Genomic DNA, 17,443 nt, shown 5'->3' on the forward strand with positions numbered 1-17,443 from the left:
AGTCCCGGCACTCCCGAAAGACCCAAAACCGAAGTTTCCGGGCATTCGCGGCAGCCATTTAGGTTAATTCTACCCGATCCAGTGGTTACGGCCAACCGAAACGCAGCAGAATAAGGCCATCGTCCTTGTCGAATGAGGCAAGGCTATGATAGCCACTCGCCCCGACAAGGGCGCGCGCCCGTTCCGGAGGCAAACCTGACGGCCGCTGTCGCGCTTTTGGCAGGCCAATCCCGACCGGGGCGCTCGATTAGCGACCCCCATATCCACATTCTCGGAGAGATCAATTCATGACCAACGGCAATGGCGCTCCTCTCGAGAATAACGCTCCGCCCCAGCTCAATATCCTGGCGCAGTACATTAAGGATTTCTCGTTCGAGAATCCGAATTCGCCGAATTCGCTCACGACGCAGGAACAGCAACCGCAGATCAATATCCAGATCAACGTGACCGCCACCGCCATTGCCGAAAGCGACTTCGAAGTCGCGCTGACAATAGAGGGCAAGGCTGAAAACGAGAGCCTCCTGCTATTCGGCTTCGAGCTGGTTTATGCTGGCGTCTTCCGCATTCTGAATGTGCCGCAGGAGAGCCTGCATCCGTTCATCATGATCGAATGCCCGCGGCTGCTGTTTCCGTTCGCCCGCGAAATCGTGGCGTCGGCCGTACGCAATGGCGGCTTCCCGCCGCTGATGCTGGATCCGGTGGATTTCGTCGGCCTCTATCGCCAGAACATGGCGCGGCAGGCTGAGCAGATCAAACCGAGCTGATCTTCCTTACGAGTCTTTCGAAAACTCGTTCCAGAGCGGAGTGCCGCCGAGCGTGGCGACGAACGCCGCATGCGCAGCGGCGTCGGCCTCGCTGACGCGCGACGCCAGCGGCGTTTCCCGCTGCCGACGGGGCGCATCGACCTGTCCGGTGCTGAACGAGACGCGCGTTTCGGTCAGAATAAGTTGTGACTGCCGCGCGCCGATCAGGTCGATATAAACCTCCGCCAGCAATTCGGCGTCGAGCAGCGCGCCATGCTTGGTGCGGCGGGAATTATCGATCGCGTAACGCGAACACAGGTCGTCGAGCCGGTTCGACACGCCCGGATGCTTGCGGCGCGCCAGCGTCAGGGTGTCTACTAGGCGATCGCGCGGAATTGCCACGCGCTTGATCCGGTCGAGTTCGGCATTGATGAAACCGATATCGAACATCGCATTGTGGATGATCAGCGGTGCGTCGCCGATGAACGTCAGAAAATCTTCCACGACAGCCACGAACAGAGGCTTGTCCGACAGAAATTCGGAAGACAGGCCGTGGACCGCAAAGGCTTCCTGCGGCATGTCGCGCTCGGGATTGAGATAGACGTGAAACGTTTGCCCGGTCGGCATGCGATTGACCATCTCGACGCAACCGATCTCGACCAGACGATCGCCACGGAGCGGATCGAGGCCGGTGGTTTCGGTATCGAGAACGATTTCACGCATGGCTTGATGGAACCGGTTGTACGAATCAGCTTCGCCGTTTCGGCATTTTAACAACTTCGAGCAGGATTTCACGTATGCGCTGCCGTACCGGCTCCAGTCCGTGGGACGTGTCCACGATAAAATCCGCGCGCTTGCGTTTTTCCGCGTCCGGAAGCTGCCGGGCCAGGATCGCCTCCAGCTTGTCAGCAGTCATATTGTCCCGCGCCAGAATGCGCTCACGCTGAACGTCGGGCGCGGTCGTCACTACCACCACCGCATCGACCCGGCTTTCACCGCCGGTTTCATACAACAGAGGCACATCGAGCACGGCCACCGGCGCGCCGGATTTTTCCGCGTCGCTGAGGAACTTCAACTGATGGCTGCGCAACATCGGATGCACGATGGTCTCAAGCCGCTTCATCGCCTCCGGATTGTTGACCACCATCGCGGACAGCTTTTGCCGATCCACCTTGCCGTTGACGGTGCTGCCGGGAAACGCCGCCTCGACCGCCGGTACCGCCTCGCCTTCATAGACCTTGTGAACCGTTGCATCCGCATCATAGACCGGAACGCCAGCTTCCTCGAACAACTTGGCGGTGGTCGATTTCCCCATTCCGATCGAGCCCGTCAAACCCAGCAACAACATCTGCACTTCTCTCGTCATACAGCCAGCAGCTTGCGGCTGCGCAGAAAACCAAACAGTGGCAACAGCGGCAATCCCAGAATTGTAAAATGGTCGCCATCAATGCGCTCGAAAAGATGCGCGCCGGTCTTTTCCAGTTGATACGCACCGACACTGGCGGTCACAGCATCGCCAGCCTCGTTGATATAGGCGGCGATCTCGTTGCTAGTGAGAGATCGCATGGTCATGCGGGCAACGCTGACGTAAGAAAACAGCAAACTACCGTCCAGCGTTACACTGACCGCGCTATGCAACGCGTGGGTTTGCCCGGCCAACTGGCCGATTTGCGCTGCCGCCGCCGCCAAATCCGCAGGTTTGCTGAAAAGCCGCTCGCCGAGTGCAAGGGTCTGATCGGCGCCGATAACATAGCGACCGGGGTGTTGTGCGGAAACGAACTTTGCTTTCTCGCCCGCAAGAAGAGTAGCGATCTCGCCGGGATCTACGAGCCCCGAACGTTGCTGGATGGCGCGCTCATCGATGTCCGCCGGAATGGTCTCGACAGCGATCCCGGCATTCACAAGCAGGCTGCGGCGCACAGCGCTTTGCGAAGCAAGAATCAACGGTTGCCGTTCAAGCCACAGCGTCATGAGTTCACGTTTTCTGACGCTGGCGATCGGCATAGAGTTTCATAATCGCCGCCGCCGTTTCCTCGATCGAACGGCGTGTGACGTCAAGCAGCGGCCAATCGTATTTCGCACTCAGCTTGCGCGAGAACGCAACCTCATCAGCCACAGCTTGCCGATCGATGTAAGAATCGTCGCCGGTTTTTGCGCCAATACCCAGTAGCCGGTTTTGCCTGACCTGGATCAAACGCTCCGGTGTGGCATGAAGGCTGACAACCAGCGGTTTCTTCAGGGTTTCAAGCTGGTGCGGAATTGGAATGCCAGGAACCAGCGGCACGTTAGCTGTGCGCACGCCGCGGTTGGCAAGATAGATCGAAGTCGGCGTTTTGGATGTCCGTGAGACGCCGACGAGAACCACGTCGGCTTCCTCCAGTCCTTCGACATGCTGCCCGTCGTCATGCATCATCGAGTAATTCAGCGCATCAATGCGCTTGAAATATTCGGTGTTAAGGGTGTGCTGCGCGCCGACGCGGCGCGAAGTCTCGGTGCCAAGATACGCCTGAAACAACTGCATGACGGGGCCGATAATCGACAGGCTGGGAATGTTGATTTCCTGGCACTTCGCTTCCAGCCGCTCCACCAGGTCCTTTTCCAGCAGCGTGAACAGGACGATGCCGGGAGCCTCCTCGATCTCGGCCAGCACACGATCGAGCTGCTTCTGGCTGCGTACCAGCGGATAGACGTGCTCGACCGGCGATACGTTGGAGTATTGCGCAGCCACCGCCCGCGCGACAGTGATGAGCGTCTCACCGGTCGAATCGGAGATCATGTGAAGATGAAAATAGCTGCGGGAGGTCGGCATTCTGTGGTTTCGAGTCCCGTTTTATCAGCCTAGCTGCTGTGGATCGATGTGAGTTGCTGTGGGCATTTCGGCCTCAATCGCGCGCCGGACGACCTCATCCGGGATAACTCGCCTATCAATTCACAGGGCTGATTTCGGGATGAAATCCGGCCCCTGATCTGATCGTAGCGGGCCTGTGTGGATTTGTCTTGGGATAATGGCGGCCCAGTATCAGGCAAACACTTGAAACCATCTGCCTATTTCACCGCGCTCCTGCATCCCTCATTAGCGGGTATAAGCCGACGGCATGTGGATGAACACTGGACAATCACGGGAGAGAAATGCTCGGGCGCTAATCACTGCTACACTGACTCTAACCTAAGAATCTAAAAAGGATTCTTTAAGAAAGTCGTGCTTGCGGACAAGCCTTGTCTCACGTCATCTATCGATGCTGCTCAACAGACTCGGCAACGAAAAGTTCCTCCGATCCAATTGCAGAGGTCGTTTCAAATCACCGAGGAATCGGAAAAAGAAAAAACGCTATGTACGAATGGATCAAAGCGCTGCATGTGATTGCCGTCATCTCATGGATGGCGGGCATGCTCTATCTGCCGCGGCTGTTCGTTTATCACTGCGATGCTGAAATTGGCTCCGCGCAATCCGATACCTTCAAGGTGATGGAGCGCCGGCTGCTCAAGGCGATTATCAATCCTGCCATGATCGTAACGTGGCTGGCGGGGTTGTGGCTTGCCTGGCAGGGCGGATGGTATGTTTCGGGCTGGTTTCACCTCAAATTCCTGCTGGTGCTGATTTTGTCGGGGGTTCACGGCTTTTTCACAGGCCGCGTGCGCGACTTTGCGCTCGATAGGAATATGCGAAGTCAAAAATTCTATCGTATTCTCAATGAGGTACCGACCGTTTTGATGGTCGGTATCGTTATTCTGGTGATCGTTAAGCCATTTTAGCCGGGCGAATGAGTTTCCGCGCCTTAATCACCTTCTTGCGCAAGGCCTATTGATTTTCTATATTCGTGTCATCCCACCGAACGCAGGCGGATGTGGTTGAGTCCCGGTCTCATTGTTGGACCGGCCACCATGTCAGGTTCGAAGCCTCCCGGCACCTTCCTCGCTCAAGACTTCCATACTTGAGACCTGCGGACTTCTGATCGCTTTTGTAGTCCGTTTGTCGTCAGCAGGCTGAACCTCTCGCTCCTCCTCCCCTCCCTTTTCTTCATATTCTCCACAGGACAACCCCAATGCGGGAAATCAAACTACAAGACCTCAAGACCAAAACTCCGGCGGAGCTTGTCTCGTTTGCCGAAGAGCTTGGGGTCGAAAACGCCAGCACCATGCGCAAGCAGGAACTGATGTTCGCCATTCTCAAGCAGCTTGCGATCCAGGAAACCGACATCATCGGTGAAGGCGTCGTCGAGGTTCTCTCCGACGGCTTCGGCTTTCTGCGCTCATGGGATGCCAACTATCTGCCGGGTCCTGACGATATCTACGTTTCACCATCCCAGATCCGGCGTTTCGGACTTCGGACCGGCGACACTATCGAGGGCCATATCCGCAGCCCTAAGGAAGGCGAACGCTACTTCGCGCTGCTCAAGGTCAACACGCTGAACTTCGAGGATCCCGAGAAGTCCAAGCACAAGGTCAATTTCGACAACCTGACCCCGCTGTTTCCGGACGAACGTTTCCGGCTCGAGCTTGATGATCCGACGCGTAAGGATTTGTCGGCACGGGTCATCGATATCGTTGCGCCGATCGGCAAGGGCCAGCGCGCGCTGATCGTCGCTCCTCCCCGCACTGGCAAGACGGTGCTGATGCAGAACATCGCGCACTCGATCACGGCCAATCATCCAGAATGCTATCTAATCGTTCTTCTGATCGACGAACGTCCGGAAGAAGTCACCGACATGCAGCGCTCGGTGAAGGGCGAGGTTGTATCTTCGACCTTCGATGAGCCGGCGGTGCGTCACGTTCAGGTCGCGGAAATGGTGATCGAGAAGGCCAAGCGCCTGGTCGAGCACGGCCGCGACGTGGTGATCCTGCTCGATTCGATCACGCGCCTTGGACGCGCCTACAACACCGTTGTTCCTAGCTCCGGCAAGGTTCTTACCGGCGGTGTCGACGCCAACGCGCTGCAGCGCCCCAAGCGTTTCTTCGGTGCTGCGCGTAACATCGAAGAAGGCGGTTCGCTCACCATCATCGCGACCGCGCTGGTGGATACCGGCAGCCGCATGGACGAAGTCATCTTCGAAGAATTCAAGGGCACCGGTAACTCCGAACTCATTCTCGACCGCAAGGTCTCGGACAAGAGGACCTTCCCGGCGATCGACATCTCGCGTTCCGGCACGCGCAAGGAAGAGCTCATCACCGATCCGCAGTTGCTCAAGAAGATGTACGTGCTGCGCCGGATTCTCAATCCGATGGGCACCATGGACGCCATCGACTTCCTGCTCGACAAGCTCCGCAACACCAAGAACAATGCGGAGTTCTTCGAGTCGATGAATACCTGATATGATTGTCTGACCGGTACGACGGTCAGTTTGTTTGCTATGCCCGGCCATCAATACGAAGCAGGTCTTCGTGTCGATGCCGGGCATTTGCATTTTTGACATATCTCGTCAGGATGATTGCGCAGCTCCGCGCCGGCACAAGACGCGGCAGCGTGGGAGGTTTTCTTGTCATCGGATTCTCGTCTTCCGCAGGGCGTACCCCTGCCCGACTGGACGCGTCGCCCGTCGCCGCAACCTGTCACCATCGATGGCCGGTATTGTCGCATCGAGCCGTTGAACATCGAACGTCATGGTGACGATCTCGTCGCCGCGTTCAGGACCACCGATGAATCGTCGTGGGTCTATCTGTTCATCGGTCCTTTTGCTGATGACGCAGGAATCCTGAACTGGCTGACGGAATCCGCGAACAGCAGAGATTACATCTACAGCGCCATCATCGATCGCGCGTCTGGACGTGCCGCCGGCTTGTGCGCCTACATGCGGCCGGATCCTGGCAACGGCGTGGTCGAGATCGGTAGCATCCATTATTCGGACGCGTTGAAGCGCACGCCCGCCGCCACAGAAGCGATGTATCTGTTGATGCGGCATGTGTTCGACGACCTCGGCTATCGGCGCTACGAGTGGAAGTGCAACTCGTTCAATGGGCCGTCACGACGTACGGCGCTGCGGCTCGGGTTTCGCTTTGAGGGAATTTTCCGCAACCACATGGTGGTTAAAGGCCACAACCGGGACACCGCCTGGTTCTCAGTTCTCGACAGCGAATGGCCGGCACTAAAGTCAGCGTATGAGAAATGGCTGGCACCAGAGAATTTTGGCCGGAATGGCCAGCAGCGGATACCGCTGTCGGACATGATCGCCAAGGCTCGCTAATCTTATTTATAGTGCATTGCACCAATGCCTTGCTGCGGTCCATGTTGCAGTAATGCTGCAACGCAGCAATATGGTCTCGGACGCTTGTGGGGAATTTGATTGCCTGCTGCAGATGTGTCCGACAAATAGGCCATGGATTCCCGTGACCCGACTATCTTCGCTCTTTCATCAGGCCGTGCCCCGTCGGCCATTGCTATCGTTCGGGTATCCGGCCCGCAGGCCCGGGCAGCCGTGGAGCGCCTCTGCGGCAAGCTACCGACTCCCCGCCTGGCTCATGTGGCAACGCTGCGCGATCTTGACGGCAGCGCGTTGGATGAGGCGGTGACACTCTGGTTCCCAGCACCGCATAGCGCCACCGGTGAAGATGTCGCGGAATTTCATATCCATGGTGGACGCGCCGTGATCGCCGCAATGTTCGATGCGCTCGGCTCCATCGATGGCTTGCGGCCGGCGGAACCTGGCGAGTTCACACGCCGTGCATTCGAGAACGGCAAGCTTGATCTCACCGAAGCCGAAGGCCTCGACGATCTCATTCATGCCGACACCGATCGTCAGCGCCGTCAGGCATTGCGTCACCTGAAAGGATTGCTCGGCGAGAAAGCCGAGAGCTGGCGACAGCAGATCATTGAAGCATCGGCGCTGGTCGAAGCGGGGATCGATTTTTCCGACGAGGGCGATGTGTCGTCAGAACTGATTGTGCCGGCATTGCGCAAGATCACGGCGCTGAAATTCGAGATTGAGGAAACCCTTGCGGCATCGGCACAAAGTGAACGTCTTCGCGAGGGCCTCACGGTTGCGATTGCTGGGCCGCCGAATGCGGGAAAATCGACGCTGCTCAATCGTCTGGCGCGGCGTGAAGCTGCAATCGTCTCGCCGTATGCCGGCACCACACGCGATGTGATTGAGGTGCATCTCGATCTCAACGGCTATCCGGTAACGGTGATCGACACGGCCGGCGTGCGCGACACGGTCGATCCCGTCGAGCAGGAGGGCGTGCGCCGCGCACGTGATCGGGCGCGAACGTCCGATCTGGTGCTGTGGCTGGTCGATGCGAACGACGAGATCGCACCGAGACTCGCGAATGCCGACGATCACGCGCCGGTCTGGATCGTGCGCAACAAGGTCGATCTGATGGGCGGGAAGGGCGAGGCTGGGAAAGTACCGTCGCGGCTCGATATCTCCGCCGCGCGCGGCGACGGCGTGCCGGAATTGGTCGCGGCTTTGGTAACCTATGCCCAGGACTTTTTTGGTTCCGGCGAGATGGCGCTGATCAGCCGCGCTCGGCATAGGACCTTGTTGTGGGAAACAATTCACGCCTTGGACAGGGCAGGGCGGGCAGCCGGGCAGGGTGACGAGCTTCTAGCGGAGGAGTTACGAATCGCAATTCATTCATTAGGGCGATTGACCGGCCGGGTGGACGTTGAAGATATTCTCGACGTCATTTTCCGCGAATTCTGCATCGGCAAATAGACTGGACAGGCCAATGGCCGACCCGGTCGGCCATTGGCCTATGTTTCACGTGAAACAACTTGAGATTCGAGCCGCGCCGCATTGTTTCACGTGAAACATCCCTGATCGATTTCCGCCTTTCAGCTTTTACACCAAAGCGGTAGAAGTTCGCCGATGCAGACCACATTCGATGTCATCGTGATTGGAGGCGGCCACGCCGGCTGTGAAGCCGCGGCGGCGTCCGCACGCGCTGGAGCGAAAACCGCTCTGGTGACCCATCAGTATGCGACCATCGGCGCAATGTCCTGTAATCCGGCCATTGGAGGCCTTGGAAAGGGCCATCTGGTCCGGGAAATCGATGCCTTGGACGGCCTGATGGGCCGGATCGCCGACCGGGGCGGCATCCAGTTCCGGGTTCTGAATCGCCGCAAAGGTCCGGCGGTGCGCGGCCCCCGTGCCCAGATCGACCGCAAGCTCTATGCGGCGGCGATGCAGGCTGCGATCCGGGACACTACCAATCTGACCGTGATCGAGGGCGAGGCGGACGAGCTTTTGCTCTCCGACGGCCGAATCTGCGGGATTCGCTTGAGTGACGGCCGGGAATTCGTCGTCGGCGCGGTGGTTGTGACCACCGGGACGTTTTTGCGGGGCCTGATCCATCTCGGCGAAAAGAACTGGCCGGCTGGACGGGTCGGGGAAGCCCCAGCGATGGGTCTCTCGAAGTCCTTTGAGCGCGCAGGCTTTACGCTGGGGCGCCTCAAGACCGGGACGCCGCCGCGTCTTGACGGTTCGACCATCAACTGGTCCGCCGTCGAAATGCAGCCCGGGGACGACCCGATTGAGCCGTTTTCGGTGCTGACGGACCTGATCACGACCCGGCAGATCGAATGCGGCATCACCCGGACCACCAATGCCACCCACGACATCATCCGGGCCAATGTTCATCGCTCGCCGATGTATTCCGGACAGATCAAAAGCTCTGGGCCGCGCTATTGCCCCTCCATCGAGGACAAGATCGTTCGGTTCGGCGATCGCGACGGTCATCAGATTTTTCTGGAGCCGGAAGGTCTCGACGACACTACGGTTTACCCCAACGGCATCTCCACCTCGCTGCCGGAAGAGGTCCAGCAGGCAATCCTGGCGACGATTCCGGGCCTCGAGCGGGTGAAAATGGTCCGTCCGGGCTACGCCATCGAATATGACCATGTCGATCCGCTCGAACTCGACCCGACACTTCAGACCAAGCGTGTACCGGGGCTTTTCCTGGCTGGGCAGATTAATGGCACCACCGGCTACGAAGAAGCCGGTGCGCAGGGTCTTATCGCTGGACTGAACGCCGCCCTGCTGGCCGGAGGTGGCGCACCGATCGTGTTCGACCGCGCCGAGGGCTATCTCGGCGTCATGATCGACGATCTGACCTCCCGCGGCATCACCGAGCCGTACCGGATGTTCACCTCGCGCGCCGAATACCGTCTAACCCTGCGGGCCGACAATGCCGACCAACGCCTGACTGATCGGGGTATCGCGCTTGGCTGTGTCGGCGCGGAGCGGGCAGGGCGCCATGCTTCTAAGATGGAAGCGCTTAAAACCGCAAAATCACTGGCAAAATCACTCTCCGTGACACCCAACGAAGCTGCCAAGCACGGCATTGCACTCAATCATGACGGCCAGCGCCGCACAGCCTTCGAAATGTTGGCCTATCCGGAGGTCGAATGGGCCAACGTCGTATCTATCTGGCCGCAACTTACTGGCGTCGATCCCAAGATCGCGGTCCATCTAGAGATCGACGCCAAATACGACGTCTATCTCGCCCGCCAGGCCGCCGATGTGCAGGCCTTCCGGCGCGATGAGGGTCTCGTGCTGACCGACGTTGATTACAGCGCTGTGCCGGGTCTTTCCAATGAGGCGCGACAGAAGCTCGAAAAGGCGCGGCCACGAACCATCGGGCAGGCGGGCCGGATTGAAGCGATGACCCCGGCCGCATTGGCTATTCTGGCGGCCTATCTGCGCCGCGAATCGCGTCGGCCATCCACGGCGTCGGCCTAAGGCGGAATTCATGGCCAAAGCGGCCCAAGCTTCCATTTCTGCTTCGGACAAAGCGGCAGCCTTGGCGCTGACTCCTGTTTCACGTGAAACAGAAGCCCGGCTCGATCGCTACGTCGATCTGCTGGTGGAATGGCAGGCCAAGACCAATCTGATTTCGCCCTCTACGCTTCCGCAGCTTTGGACCCGGCACATCGCCGACTCGTTGCAGCTTCTGGATCTCGCACCGTCGGCCAAGCACTGGCTCGACTTCGGCAGCGGCGGCGGCTTCCCCGGCGTGGTGCTGGCCTGTGCATTGGCGGACCGCGAAGGCGCGTCCGTCCAGCTCGTCGAGCGCAATGCCAAGAAGGCGGCGTTTCTCCGCGAGGCGCTGCGGATCACGGGGGCTGCCGGTTCGGTTATCCTCGCCGACATCGGGGATTATGTGGATAGCTTGTCGGCCCCGATAGATTGCGTCACCGCCCGCGCGGTGGCTCCCCTACATATGTTGCTGAACTTTACGGAACCCCTGATGAAGCGCGGCGCGAGAGCGTTGTTTCTCAAGGGACAAGATGTAGAGTCTGAATTGACGGAAGCTACTAAATACTGGAATATTAAGCACCTTCTTCACGAAAGCCGCACGGGCGGCAACGGCTGGATCGTCGAGATAGTCGCGGCGAATCGCCGGTAAAGGACGAGTAAAAACAAGGCGTTAAGGTCATGGTCGATATGAGCGGAATTTTTCATTCGTCGGGCGAGGCGTTGGCCCAGCCGGGTCATCCCCGCATCCTGGCGCTCGCCAACCAGAAGGGCGGCGTCGGCAAGACCACCACTGCGATCAACCTCGGTACGGCGCTGGCCGCTATCGGCGAGCGGGTGCTGATCGTCGATCTCGACCCGCAGGGCAACGCCTCCACCGGCCTCGGTATCGACCGCCGCAACCGTAACTGTTCGACCTATGACGTGCTGATTGGTGAGGCGAAGCTCCGCGAGGCGATCATTCCGACCGCCGTGCCGCGTCTGCACATCGCGGCATCCACCATGGACCTTTCAGGCCTTGAACTTGAACTCGGCACCACCCGTGATCGCGCGTTTCGTCTGCGCGACGCCATCGCCGAGTTGAACGTCAACGTCGCACCGGACACCGACTACACCTACGTGCTGGTCGATTGTCCGCCGTCGCTCAATCTCATCACCGTCAACGCCATGGCAGCGTCGCACGCGATTCTCGTTCCGTTGCAATGTGAATTCTTTGCGCTGGAAGGTCTGTCGCAGTTGCTGCAGACGGTGGAGCAGGTGCGCACGACACTGAATCCGACGCTCTCGATTCACGGCATCGTGCTGACCATGTTCGACTCGCGCAACAACCTGTCAAACCAGGTGGTCGCTGACGTGCGTCAGTTCATGGGCAAGAAAGTCTACGACACCATGATCCCGCGCAACGTACGCATTTCCGAAGCGCCGTCGTACGGCAAGCCGGTGCTGGTCTACGATCTCAAATGCGTCGGCAGCGAAGCCTACCTCAAACTCGCCACCGAAGTGATTCAGCGCGAGCGCGAGTTGCGCGCGCACTAAAAAACGAAGCCGCCATCCTGAGGCGAGAGACAATGCCTCGAGCTTTAAAGGGCGGCATGCAAAACAAGTTTGAAATTCGGAGTGCGTGAGTTGGGTGCGAGGGAAGCGGCAATGGCCGAGGAGCGTTCGCGACTGGGTCGCGGTCTTGCAAGTCTGATTGGCGATGTCGGCGGCGAGGCGGCGCATGTCGATCGTCCTGCGCGCGCGCCGCGCCGCGTCCCGATCGAATTCCTGAAGGCCAATCCGCGCAATCCGCGCCGGACTTTTTCGGACGCCGAACTCGATGAACTGTCGGCGTCGATCAAGCAGCACGGAGTGATCCAGCCGATTGTGGTGCGGCCGGTGAAGGGCGCGCAGGATCGTTTCGAGATCATCGCCGGCGAGCGGCGCTGGCGCGCGTCGCAGCGCGCAGGTCTTCATGACGTGCCGATCGTCACCATCGATGTCAACGACAGCGATGCCCTCGAGATCGCGATTATCGAGAACGTGCAGCGCTCTGATCTGAACGCGATGGAAGAAGCGCAGGGCTATCACGCACTCGCCGCCGAATTCAAACGTAGTCAGGAAGACATCGCGAAGATCGTCGGCAAGAGCCGCAGCCATGTCGCCAACATGATGCGGCTGACGAAGCTGCCGGAGCAGGTTCAGGCCTATATCGCCGAAGGTAAACTGTCAGCCGGTCACGCACGCGCGCTGATCGGCGTGCCCGATGCCGCCGCTGCCGCGAAGCGCATTGTCGAGGAAGGTCTGAGCGTCCGCCAGACCGAAGCGCTTGCCCATGACGAAGGCGTGCCCGAACGCAAGCCGCAGAAGGCGCGTGCGGGGGCTGTCGCAAAAGACCCGGACACTCTCGCGCTGGAAAAGCGCGTCAGCGATGTACTTGGTCTCAAGGTCAGCGTCGATCACCGCAATCCGGGCGGGACTGTGCAGATTAAGTACAAGGATCTCGATCAGCTCGACGAGATTTTGCGGCGGCTTGAGGCAGGAAGAAGCTAGCCCCTTCGTCGCGCGTTCACCGCGACCGCAAGCAGCGCGCGCTGCGCGATGACTTCAGCCAGCGATGATTGCCTGCGCATGTCGAATGCCGCGTCAGCCAACTGCGCCATGACGCGGGACATGCGTTCCACGCTTGTATTTCGGAGGGCGGTCTCTACCAGGGTCTTTCGAGAGAAATGCAGCCGGGGAAATCCGGTGTCGAGTGCTTCGAGTTCGCTGCGGCCTTCCTCGATGGACAGCCGTGCCTTGTGCAGCGCTGCGGCTTGCCGCTGGGCAGTCATGATGATGAAGCCGGCATTGGTACCGGCGGCCATTGCTTTGGCGAACGCGATTTCGACATCGGCGGCGCGTCCGGCGAAGACGTTGTCGACGATGGGGTCCAGCGTAAGGCCCGATGCATCGGTGACAATGGCGGCCACATCGTCGAGCGTAACTTCACCCTTGCCGTGGGCGTACAGCGCGACTTTTCGGATTTCGTTGCGCGACGCCTGACGGTCGCCACCCAGCAGGGAAGTCAGCGCGGCGCGGGCATCCGGTGCGATCCTCAGATTTGACGCGCGCAGTTCATCGTCGATCAGTTTTGCAAGGTCGCGCTCGGTGTCGGCGTAGCACGCAATGGTGACCGCGGACTTCGCCTTCTCGCACACCTTCCGCAACGGCGCGTCCGGCCGCAACTCACCGGCTTCGATCACGATGCGGCAATCCTTCGGCTGCATCTCGCTGAGCGTATCGATGCCGCTCGCGAAGCTGCGCGAGCCGGCGCGGATCCGGATCGCGCGGCGGCCGCCGAACAGCGGCACCGTCATCGCTTCGTCGACCAGGCGCGACGGCTCGGCGGCTAGTTCGTCGCCATCCATCTTGACCAGGGAAAACGGATCGTTGGGGTCGTCGACGGCGGACGCCATCAGGGCATCGGCGCGCTCGCGCACCAGGCCGGCATCGGGACCGTATAGCAGAATGATCGGCCGCGACGGATCGGGCCGGGCCAGAAAAGCGTCAATTTCCTTCCCGCGAAGCGCGACCACAATTCTCTCGAAGCGATGCCGGTCAGGTGCCGGCGATGAAGAACGACGCGAGGCGCTGGCTGATATTGTCAGCGATCACCTTGGCAGCGCGGTCTTCCGCGTCGCGCAGTCCGCGCGAGCGGGCGAAACGCTGTGCCTGTCCGGGAATATCGTAAGACACACGCGAGAACGTCGTGCCGGTCAGCACCGTCTTGTCGGTGGCGTTGTCTTTGAGCTCGTAAACGGCATCGATGCCGTAGTTCTCGATGTCGGGCCTTGCGGTAGTGGGGTCGACGATGACCGACAGCCGGGTGGTGGTGATGCGCATCAGCAGGCGATGGGTCGGCGGCCCGCCGACGGCGCTGCCGTACATGCTGAACATCAGCGCATTGCGGATTTCGACGCCAAGCCGCGCCTCGCGGGAGCCGTTTGGCAGGTTGAGTGGAGGAACCTCGACGCCCTGAAGTTTGTCGCGCAGCGCCGAACCGCCGTCGAGACTGCGTTCGGCGTACATCGGCTGAAAGCATCCCGCCGTCAGGGCCGCAATAGCGACCACGGCCAGAAGCCGGGCAGCGACGCGCGTATCAAACCACGACATTCACGATCCTCTGGGGAACGATGATGACTTTTCGGGGAGATTTCCCGTCCAGCGCCGATTTTACTGCATCAAGTGCCAAAACGGCAGTCTCAATTTCCGCATTCTGAGCATTTTGGGCGACCGTGACATCCGCGCGTTTCTTGCCATTAACCTGCACGGGAAGCGTAATTGTGTCGTCGATCAGTAATTTTGGTTCGGTTTCGGGCCATTGCGCCTCCGAAACCAATCCCTGATGCCCCAGCACCTGCCAGCACTGTTCGGCCAGATGCGGCATCATCGGGGAGATCAGCCGCACCAGGATGTCGAAGGCTTCCCGGGTGGCGGCCGCAACGGCGGCATCGGTTTCCAGAACTTTCTTCGGCCCATCCACGATCTCGGCCAGCGCGCCGACGAACGTATAGAGTTTGGCGATCGCGGTATTGAAGCGCAGACGTTCGATGGCGGCCGAGACATCCGCCAGCGTCCGGTGAGACATGCGCCGCAGGGCCAACGCAGCATCGGGACCGTTGATGCCCAGCACCGTTCCGGATTTAGGTAAATGCGGAGCGGCGGCATTCACCAGCCGCCAGATGCGCTGCACGAAACGGCCCGCGCCCTGCACGCCTTCCTCGCTCCAGATCACATCGCGGTCGGGCGGCGAGTCGGACAACATAAACCAGCGTGCGGTGTCGGCGCCGTAGGTGCCGATGATGTCGTCAGGATCGACGGTGTTGCGCTTCGACTTCGACATCTTCTCGATTGCGCCGATCTCGACGGTTTCACCGGATCCGAGCAATGTCGCCTGACGTTTGTCTCCGACTGTCGTGATGGCGATCTCGGCCGGCGAGGCGTAGGTGCCGTCTTTCTTCCGGTAAATCTCGTGCACCACCATGCCCTGCGTGAACATGCCCGCGAACGGCTCGTCCATACCGATATGCCCCGTCGCCTTCATCGCACGGGTGAAGAAGCGCGAGTACAACAGATGCAGGATCGCGTGTTCGACGCCGCCAATATACTGATCGACCGGCATCATGCGGTTGACCACGGCCGGCGTCGTCGGCGCGTTCTCATTCCACGGATCGGTGAAGCGCGCGAAGTACCACGACGAATCGACAAAGGTGTCCATCGTGTCGGTCTCGCGCTGCGCCTTGCCGCCGCATTGCGGGCAGGTCACATGCTTCCAGGTCGGGTGATGGTCGAGCGCGTTGCCCGGCTTGTCGAAGGTCACATCCTCCGGCAGCACAACCGGCAAGTCTGAGTCCGGTACCGGGACCACATCGCACTTCGGGCAGTGGATGACCGGAATCGGACAGCCCCAATAGCGCTGGCGTGAAATCCCCCAGTCCCGCAGGCGGAAGTTCACCTGGCGCTCGGCGACCGGCATGTTGCCGCGCGCCGCGCTTTCAAGGCGTTTCGCGACTTCTTCCTTCGCCTGCTCGATGGTCATGCCGTCGAGGAAGCGGGAATTGATCATACGGCCGTCACCGTCATAGGCGGTGGTCGTGATAACAAAGCTCGCGGGATCCTGTCCTTCGGGACAAACCACCGGCGTGTTGCCGAGATTGTATTTGTTCACGAAGTCGAGGTCGCGCTGGTCGTGCGCCGGACAGCCGAAGATCGCGCCGGTGCCGTATTCCATCAGCACGAAGTTGGCGACATAGACCGGTAGCTTCCAGTCGGGATCGAACGGATGTATCGCCTTGATGCCGGTGTCGAAGCCCTGCTTCTCGGCGGTGTCGATGATCTCCTGCGCCGTGCCCTGACGCTTGGTTTCGGCAATGAATTCGGCGAGCTTCGGATTCTTTAAGGCCGCCGCCTGCGCGAGCGGATGATCCGCGGCGATCGCCATGAACTTTGCGCCGAACAAGGTGTCGGGGCGCGTCGTAAAAATCCGCAATTCGCTTTCGCCGTTTGGCGCGGTTGTCTGATCTAGCGCGAAACGAACGAGCAGCCCCTCGCTGCGCCCGATCCAGTTGCGCTGCATCAGCCGGACCTTGTCGGGCCAGCGATCGAGTGTATCCAGCGCGTCGAGCAATTCCTGCGAATATTTCGTGATCTTGAAGACCCACTGGTTCATCTCACGCTGCTCGACCAGCGCGCCGGAACGCCAGCCGCGGCCGTCGATCACCTGCTCATTGGCAAGCACGGTCATGTCGACCGGATCCCAGTTGATTTTGCGCTTCTCGCGCTCGGCGAGTCCGGCTTTCATGAAATCCAGAAACATCTTCTGCTGATGCTTGTAGTAGCTCGGATCGCAGGTCGCGAATTCGCGCGCCCAGTCGAGCGACAGCCCCATGGTCTGGAGCTGCTTTTTCATCGCGGCGATGTTTTCGTAGGTCCAGGCCTTGGGGGCGACCTTGCGCTCAATGGCGGCGTTTTCGGCGGGCAGGCCGAAGGCATCCCACCCCATCGGATGCAGCACGTTGTAGCCCTTGGCGCGCATGTAACGCGCGACCACATCGCCCATGGTGTAATTGCGGACGTGACCCATGTGGATGCGCCCCGACGGGTACGGGAACATCTCGAGCACATAGTATTTCGGTCTGGGGTCGTCGTTGCGCGTGGCGAAAATCGCCCGCTCGTTCCAGAGCTTCTGCCAGCGCGGTTCGGACTCGCGGGCGTTATAGCGTTCGGTGCTCATCGGATCGGTTGTCTGCCAAGGAAACGGGAGAAAGGTGCGGCAGACTAGTGTGGTGGTTCGCAAGGCCGCAACATTTTCTCAGCACATTCATTTGCGGCCTTGCGAACCAAAACCACACTAGAATGATAGTTACTAGTGTCCTTGAGAATCCGAAGGACGCTAAGAGCCTGCCGCGAAACAAGGCATCCTTCGGATTCAGGACACTAGCCACAAAAGACTGCGGGGGGTCAACGCCTTAGGCGCATATTAGGGAGCCG

16 protein-coding genes are annotated in these 17,443 nt (G+C 59.8%); 9 read left to right on the forward strand and 7 right to left on the reverse strand.

What is annotated here, in order from left to right; genetic code table 11:
- Window positions 1-287 precede the first annotated feature (287 nt).
- Complete coding sequence (gene secB / locus LVY71_RS00725; protein WP_235097296.1) at window positions 288-764, forward strand: protein-export chaperone SecB; 477 nt, start codon at window positions 288-290, stop codon at window positions 762-764.
- A gap of 6 nt (window positions 765-770) precedes the next feature.
- Here the strand turns inward: secB and dnaQ are convergent, their stop codons facing one another.
- From dnaQ to LVY71_RS00745, 4 genes are read right to left on the reverse strand one after another with little or no spacing between them, the layout of a single operon-like run.
- The gene (gene dnaQ, locus LVY71_RS00730; RefSeq protein ID WP_283842493.1) at window positions 771-1,520 is read right to left on the reverse strand and encodes a DNA polymerase III subunit epsilon; all 750 of its coding nucleotides are present in this window, start codon (window positions 1,518-1,520) and stop codon (window positions 771-773) included.
- Window positions 1,492-2,091, reverse strand: coding sequence for a dephospho-CoA kinase (gene coaE, locus LVY71_RS00735; protein WP_235097298.1), 600 nt, complete (start codon window positions 2,089-2,091; stop codon window positions 1,492-1,494). The genes dnaQ and coaE overlap by 29 nt, the downstream gene beginning before the upstream one ends.
- A gap of 14 nt (window positions 2,092-2,105) precedes the next feature.
- Entirely contained in the window at window positions 2,106-2,714 is a 609-nt protein-coding gene (locus tag LVY71_RS00740; protein ID WP_235099976.1) for a Maf family protein, read from the reverse strand.
- A gap of 4 nt (window positions 2,715-2,718) precedes the next feature.
- Entirely contained in the window at window positions 2,719-3,552 is an 834-nt protein-coding gene (locus LVY71_RS00745; RefSeq protein ID WP_235097299.1) for a pyruvate, water dikinase regulatory protein, read from the reverse strand.
- Between the two features lie 521 nt (window positions 3,553-4,073).
- On the opposite strand from LVY71_RS00745, the gene hemJ reads away from it, so the two are divergent.
- The 8 genes from hemJ (at window position 4,074) to LVY71_RS00785 (ending at window position 12,964) form a co-directional block, all read left to right on the forward strand.
- On the forward strand, window positions 4,074-4,496 hold the full coding sequence (hemJ, locus tag LVY71_RS00750; RefSeq protein ID WP_235099977.1) for a protoporphyrinogen oxidase HemJ: 423 nt from the start codon (window positions 4,074-4,076) through the stop codon (window positions 4,494-4,496).
- A gap of 290 nt (window positions 4,497-4,786) precedes the next feature.
- Complete coding sequence (gene rho, locus LVY71_RS00755; RefSeq protein ID WP_019199248.1) at window positions 4,787-6,052, forward strand: transcription termination factor Rho; 1,266 nt, start codon at window positions 4,787-4,789, stop codon at window positions 6,050-6,052.
- Window positions 6,053-6,253: 201 nt separating this feature from the next.
- Window positions 6,254-6,922: a GNAT family N-acetyltransferase gene (locus LVY71_RS00760; RefSeq protein ID WP_502797567.1), complete on the forward strand. Its 669-nt coding sequence runs from the start codon at window positions 6,254-6,256 to the stop codon at window positions 6,920-6,922.
- Between the two features lie 132 nt (window positions 6,923-7,054).
- Entirely contained in the window at window positions 7,055-8,392 is a 1,338-nt protein-coding gene (mnmE, locus tag LVY71_RS00765) for a tRNA uridine-5-carboxymethylaminomethyl(34) synthesis GTPase MnmE (RefSeq protein ID WP_235097300.1), read from the forward strand.
- A 153-nt stretch (window positions 8,393-8,545) separates the two neighbouring features.
- Entirely contained in the window at window positions 8,546-10,417 is a 1,872-nt protein-coding gene (gene mnmG, locus LVY71_RS00770; protein WP_235097301.1) for a tRNA uridine-5-carboxymethylaminomethyl(34) synthesis enzyme MnmG, read from the forward strand.
- A gap of 10 nt (window positions 10,418-10,427) precedes the next feature.
- Entirely contained in the window at window positions 10,428-11,084 is a 657-nt protein-coding gene (rsmG, locus tag LVY71_RS00775) for a 16S rRNA (guanine(527)-N(7))-methyltransferase RsmG (protein WP_235097302.1), read from the forward strand.
- Between the two features lie 29 nt (window positions 11,085-11,113).
- On the forward strand, window positions 11,114-11,968 hold the full coding sequence (locus tag LVY71_RS00780) for a ParA family protein (protein ID WP_283842494.1): 855 nt from the start codon (window positions 11,114-11,116) through the stop codon (window positions 11,966-11,968).
- Window positions 11,969-12,079: 111 nt separating this feature from the next.
- On the forward strand, window positions 12,080-12,964 hold the full coding sequence (locus tag LVY71_RS00785) for a ParB/RepB/Spo0J family partition protein (RefSeq protein ID WP_235097305.1): 885 nt from the start codon (window positions 12,080-12,082) through the stop codon (window positions 12,962-12,964).
- Here the strand turns inward: LVY71_RS00785 and holA are convergent.
- The 3 genes from holA to leuS are packed head-to-tail and all read right to left on the reverse strand — an operon-like array spanning window position 12,961 to window position 17,186.
- Entirely contained in the window at window positions 12,961-13,989 is a 1,029-nt protein-coding gene (gene holA, locus LVY71_RS00790; protein ID WP_235097306.1) for a DNA polymerase III subunit delta, read from the reverse strand. The genes LVY71_RS00785 and holA overlap by 4 nt on opposite strands.
- A 22-nt stretch (window positions 13,990-14,011) precedes the next feature.
- Entirely contained in the window at window positions 14,012-14,566 is a 555-nt protein-coding gene (locus LVY71_RS00795) for an LPS assembly lipoprotein LptE (RefSeq protein WP_235097307.1), read from the reverse strand.
- Window positions 14,553-17,186, reverse strand: coding sequence for a leucine--tRNA ligase (leuS, locus tag LVY71_RS00800; protein WP_235097308.1), 2,634 nt, complete (start codon window positions 17,184-17,186; stop codon window positions 14,553-14,555). The genes LVY71_RS00795 and leuS overlap by 14 nt, the downstream gene beginning before the upstream one ends.
- Window positions 17,187-17,443: the final 257 nt, after the last annotated feature.

The sequence above is a fragment of the Bradyrhizobium sp. G127 genome (genome assembly GCF_021502575.1).
Classification (GTDB): domain Bacteria; phylum Pseudomonadota; class Alphaproteobacteria; order Rhizobiales; family Xanthobacteraceae; genus Afipia.

Bases quoted from the DNA above. Each gene is read 5' to 3' on its own strand.
- secB (WP_235097296.1), top strand. From the start codon at position 288: ATGACCAACGGCAATGGCGCTCCTCTCGAGAATAACGCTCCGCCCCAG.
- coaE (WP_235097298.1), bottom strand. From the start codon at position 2,091: ATGTTGTTGCTGGGTTTGACGGGCTCGATCGGAATGGGGAAATCGACC.
- LVY71_RS00740 (WP_235099976.1), bottom strand. From the start codon at position 2,714: ATGACGCTGTGGCTTGAACGGCAACCGTTGATTCTTGCTTCGCAAAGC.
- LVY71_RS00745 (WP_235097299.1), bottom strand. From the start codon at position 3,552: ATGCCGACCTCCCGCAGCTATTTTCATCTTCACATGATCTCCGATTCG.
- hemJ (WP_235099977.1), top strand. From the start codon at position 4,074: ATGTACGAATGGATCAAAGCGCTGCATGTGATTGCCGTCATCTCATGG.
- rho (WP_019199248.1), top strand. From the start codon at position 4,787: ATGCGGGAAATCAAACTACAAGACCTCAAGACCAAAACTCCGGCGGAG.
- mnmE (WP_235097300.1), top strand. From the start codon at position 7,055: ATGGATTCCCGTGACCCGACTATCTTCGCTCTTTCATCAGGCCGTGCC.
- mnmG (WP_235097301.1), top strand. From the start codon at position 8,546: ATGCAGACCACATTCGATGTCATCGTGATTGGAGGCGGCCACGCCGGC.
- rsmG (WP_235097302.1), top strand. From the start codon at position 10,428: ATGGCCAAAGCGGCCCAAGCTTCCATTTCTGCTTCGGACAAAGCGGCA.
- LVY71_RS00780 (WP_283842494.1), top strand. From the start codon at position 11,114: ATGGTCGATATGAGCGGAATTTTTCATTCGTCGGGCGAGGCGTTGGCC.
- LVY71_RS00785 (WP_235097305.1), top strand. From the start codon at position 12,080: ATGGCCGAGGAGCGTTCGCGACTGGGTCGCGGTCTTGCAAGTCTGATT.
- LVY71_RS00795 (WP_235097307.1), bottom strand. From the start codon at position 14,566: ATGTCGTGGTTTGATACGCGCGTCGCTGCCCGGCTTCTGGCCGTGGTC.
- leuS (WP_235097308.1), bottom strand. From the start codon at position 17,186: ATGAGCACCGAACGCTATAACGCCCGCGAGTCCGAACCGCGCTGGCAG.